The following is a 4493-nucleotide window of genomic DNA, read 5'->3' on the forward strand; positions in this document are numbered from 1 at the left end:
CGTCCAGGGGAAACCGCAGGATTTCAATGGGACTAACGGCGAAACCAAACCGGGAGACAAGGGAAAGTCTTCTACTAACAGACCTGCGACCTCCTTCCCTGAATTCCATGGGAAGGATGGCGCACCGATGATGCTGGTGCCGGCTGGAGAGTTCATCATGGGAAGCGACAGGGGAGATGAGGATGAAGCCCCTGTGCACCGGGTGTACCTCAATGCCTTCTACATCGATAAGTTTGAAGTGACGAATGCACGATTTGCGAAGTATGTCGAGGCGATCCAGAGTGAGCCGCCATGGGGATTTTCTGATAAAGAGACTCCGGTGGTCCATGCCGATCGCCCGGTGCGCTGGGTGAGTTGGATGGATGCGATGGGGTATTGTCTTTGGGTCGGAAAACGGCTTCCCACGGAAGCGGAATGGGAAAAGGCTGCGCGTGGGACGGACGAGCGGGTGTATCCGTGGGGAAACGATCCCCCGACGCCGGTGCATGCGGTCTACGGGCTCAAGGAAGGTGGCGCCGAGACAGTGTCGGTCATCGGCAATCATCATATGGGGCAGAGTCCGTACGGGGTTCAGGACTTGGCCGGTAATCTCTACGAATGGGTGAGGGACTGGTACGCCGAAGATTTTTACTCCAGCTTTCTCAACAATCCTGCCATCAATCCCCGTGGTCCCAGTGAAGGAACGGCCAAAGTCCAGCGGGGTGGGTCGTACATTAACACCCCCTATCGGCTCCGGTCATCGTTTCGTACCAAAGGGGACCCGACTGAACAGGATCCGAACGTCGGGTTCCGGTGTGCGCAAGACGTGCCAAGGTAATCCAAGTTTCGAATCGTCCTGATTTGGTCGCACGCGCATTCGACGGAATCTTCAGGCCAAGGCACTGTGATCGCCATCCGAGGAGGAGGGGCTTTTGAAGCGATATCGCGTAAAGGGAGGCCGCAAACTGTCATTGAGGCAGTGCGACGCGGATGATACGGGAGACTACAAGAAGAACGAACAAGGGAAGGAAAAAGCCAAAGCGGAGACAGCCAAACTCATCACGGCCCTGGACGGCTTACAAGAACGCTTGTATGCCAACGCCACTCGATCCGTTCTCATTGTACTACAGGGAATGGATACGAGTGGAAAGGATGGGACCATCAAGAGTGTGATGTCTGGGGTGAATCCTCAAGGCTGTAAGGTAGTGGCATTCAAGGCGCCGTCTAAGGATGAATTAGCTCACGATTTTCTCTGGCGCGCGCACCGAGAAGTCCCTCCCAAGGGCTACATCGGAATCTTTAACCGCTCCCATTACGAAGACGTCCTGATTACCCGAGTGCATGGATGGGTCTCTGATAAAGTGGCTAAGCGCCGCTTCGAGCAAATCAGGGAATTCGAGGAGCTACTGACCGAAAGCGGCACGGCAGTGCTCAAGTTTTTTCTTCATATCTCGAAGGACGAACAGAAAGAGAGGCTTGAGGCCCGCATTGCCGATCCGGAGAAACGCTGGAAATGGAATTCCGGAGACCTAGAGGAACGCAAGTTATGGGATGACTATCAGCGAGCGTTTGAGGACGTCATTTCGGCTACGAGCACCGACTGTGCCCCCTGGTATATCGTTCCAGCCAATCGGAAATGGTATCGCAACCTCGTGGTCGCGGATCGTATCGTAAATGTATTGGAGGATATGAAACTCAAGACACCCCCGTCGCCGGATGGGGTGGATTTCTTGAAGCTCAGGATTCTGTAGTGGGAATCAGGGTCGTCGGTGACGAGTCCTGTACCCTAAGGTGCACCGGTTTTTCGGTGATGTTTGAACAAGGGAGGGGCAGGGCATGAGCGCCAGGCCCCTCTTTCTTGTTTATGCGGGAGTGTCTTATGAGTTGGACCGGGCTGATCTGGTGCTGCCGCGTACTTATTGGGGGAATCCTCCAGGCTTCAGCCTTGGGAAATCACTCGACCTTCACGGATTCGTCGATGTGTTGCTGACCTATCGTCGATTCTCCGACCGGGTCCTCTGGCCGGTGGCACTCACGATTGTCGGGATCGAGTGGATACCGGCAGTGTGGATCTTTGGGGGTAGCGACTGCAGATCAGGGCACTTCTTGCCGTAGTGCTGAACGGCCGCTACGCCGTAGAGCCCATCGTGACACTGGTATGTGGGTTTGACCTTCCGAGCTGCGGCTGCTACGGCGTCTTTTCCCCACAACCGTTGCGGTGGTATTCCTCACTCGAAGACTTCGTCTTGGGAGGCATCTGTCTGTTATCGCGTGTGGGGTCTCTCGATCTGGTAGGCCTCTTGACAAGGCATTGGAATGGGCGTAGTGAAGAAGTTGCGGCCCATCTATCAATCGAAGTTCGAGAGATCGGGTAGACCGCGCGGATGCCATCCAGGTCTCTCGACGACATCAACGTGAGAGGAGGGTGGATATGGACGACACAACGCCGCCTGGCCCATCAGGCCCACCGATATCGAGGTGGGTTTCTCGTCGATTCTGCTGACCGAATTCTTCACCGGCTGTGCCCTTGAGGCATGCGATGACCATCACAAGAAGGCCAAGAGCCATTGCGTGAAGAAATCTTCGGGGGTAGGAGGGATCAAGCACCTGGGGTTGACGAGGTCTCCCTCGACTGGAAACCTTGAAACGTTACTATCGTGTGGGTCTTCTGGGCTGCGACAAATCAAAATAATGTCGGCGTCCTAAGCGCCAAGTCACGGGCGGCCTCCCACCTCAGTGCAAGGTCGCCCGTGCTTTTTTGACTTCTCGCCGGTCACACCGCTGATCAACGCGCAGGATAGTCCCGGTAGACGTTTCTTTTTTCAGATGGCTGTCCTACCATAGCGCCATGGCCGAAAAGAGACCTAAGAAACCACAGTCGTCCAAGGGGACCAGACGTCGCCGGAAACCAGTCGGAAGCTCCACGGGTTTGGCCGCTGGCGAATTACAGGCTGCGGCGCCGCCTGCGGCAGTGGCTGAGCTTCATCAGCAGATTGAAACCGATGGAGGGAGAGTCCTCTCGGTCTACCGAGAACCGTATGGCGGACAGTGGCTGGTCTTGGCTGCCCTCCCGATCGAGTTAGTTGAACCGACGCCTTATCAACGAAATGTCTCCGATACGCATGTTCGGAAGTTGGAAACAGTGATTGGGAAAATCGGTCGCTTTCTCGATCCAATCGTTGCCGTACGTACCCTGAAGCCCGACCATGCGGCAAAATATTGGACGCCAAACGGCAATCACCGCCTGTCGGCCATGCGAACCTTGGGGGCAAGGAGCATCATTGCGCTCGTGGTTCCTGAGCCATCGGCGGCCTACCAGATTCTTGCGCTCAATACGGAGAAAGCGCACAACCTCCGAGAAAAAGCCTTGGAAGTGATCCGTATGTATCGAGAGCTAGCGCAGCTCGATCAGGCGACGGAAGAGACCTATGCCATAGAGTTTGAGGAGCCGGCGTTGATCACACTGGGGCTCTGTTATGAAGAACGGCCTCGATTCAGCGGCGGGGCCTATCATCCGGTGCTGAAACGAGTGGACGAGTTTCTTGCAAATCCGCTCAAGACTGCGCTGAACGTGCGTCAGCAGCAAGCCCAGACCGTTCTTGCGTTGGACGATCTCATCGTCAAACAAGTCGAAGCGCTGAAGGCCAAAGGACTGACCAGTCCCTACCTCAAGAGCTTCGTCGTCGCCCGCGTGAATCCCATTCGCTTCCGTCCCAAAGATGCCCCGCCCTTGTCGTTCGATGAGGCGCTCGAGCGCATGGCGCAAGCTGCCACTCGATTCAATCCCGACAAAATCAAGATGGACGATTTGGCCAAATCCGGCGGGACGCCGGATGAGAGCGAGTGAGACCGTGCTTTGACATGCTCGGCACGAACGGGGAAATCTACTGTTTCCAAGGATTACTCTGTTCGCCCTGAGCCCTTCGATATGCTCAGGACGGGCTGGTCGAAGAGTGAACGGAGAGGTTTGAAATAACTACCGTGCAGAGAGTCAGATTGACGGACACACAGAGCACGCTATAGTTTGTACCTATTATCCCCCCTGAGCCTTCGGGCCAGGGTGCGAGGCCAGTTTCCGAAAGGGGCTGGCCTCAGTGTTTTTACCCCGTTCTTGTCTCGGCAATCCAACTGTTTCTTGCAGGCTGTCGAAAGAGAGGGGTGCTGGGCGAAGCCGAGTGGTCTTGCCTCCTACTACGCTGGCGGAAATTTCTTTTCAATACGTCGCCAACTTTCTACGCTGGATTCCCTAAAGCGTCTGGACTACACTACCGCCGAAAATCGAACATAGATTGATCGCATCGCAACCATTTCTTTGGTGTCTCCATGGGTCGCAAGATCACACGGGCATCGGTTACACTCCGCTGCCATAATCCCATTCGATCAGGAATACGAGGCTCTCGTGAATCAAAACAGATACAGGGTGTATCGATTCAGGTACTGCTCGGTAACTAAATTTCCAGGGTGAGTTGCGCCCAATTCTCAAAGAGTGACGACTAGTGAGATGCAACAACTAA

General features: G+C 55.1%; 4 protein-coding genes. All 4 read left to right on the forward strand.

Going from position 1 to position 4493, the window contains the following annotated elements:
- Positions 1–817, forward strand: an 817-nt coding sequence (locus ACYX34_RS10835; protein WP_462076577.1) for a formylglycine-generating enzyme family protein, incomplete at its 5' end; no start/stop codon positions are given.
- 94 nt (positions 818–911) lie between these two features.
- Positions 912–1730, forward strand: coding sequence for a polyphosphate kinase 2 family protein (locus ACYX34_RS10840; protein WP_462076578.1), 819 nt, complete (start codon positions 912–914; stop codon positions 1728–1730).
- Positions 1731–1815: 85 nt separating this feature from the next.
- A complete protein-coding gene (locus ACYX34_RS10845; RefSeq protein ID WP_462076579.1) occupies positions 1816–2094 on the forward strand; it encodes a hypothetical protein in 279 nt (92 codons plus the stop codon).
- A gap of 733 nt (positions 2095–2827) precedes the next feature.
- Positions 2828–3826 (forward strand): chromosome partitioning protein ParB, encoded by a 999-nt coding sequence (locus ACYX34_RS10850; protein ID WP_462076580.1) that lies wholly within the window; start codon positions 2828–2830, stop codon positions 3824–3826.
- Positions 3827–4493 lie beyond the last annotated feature (667 nt).

The organism is Nitrospira sp. CMX1, assembly GCF_054902215.1.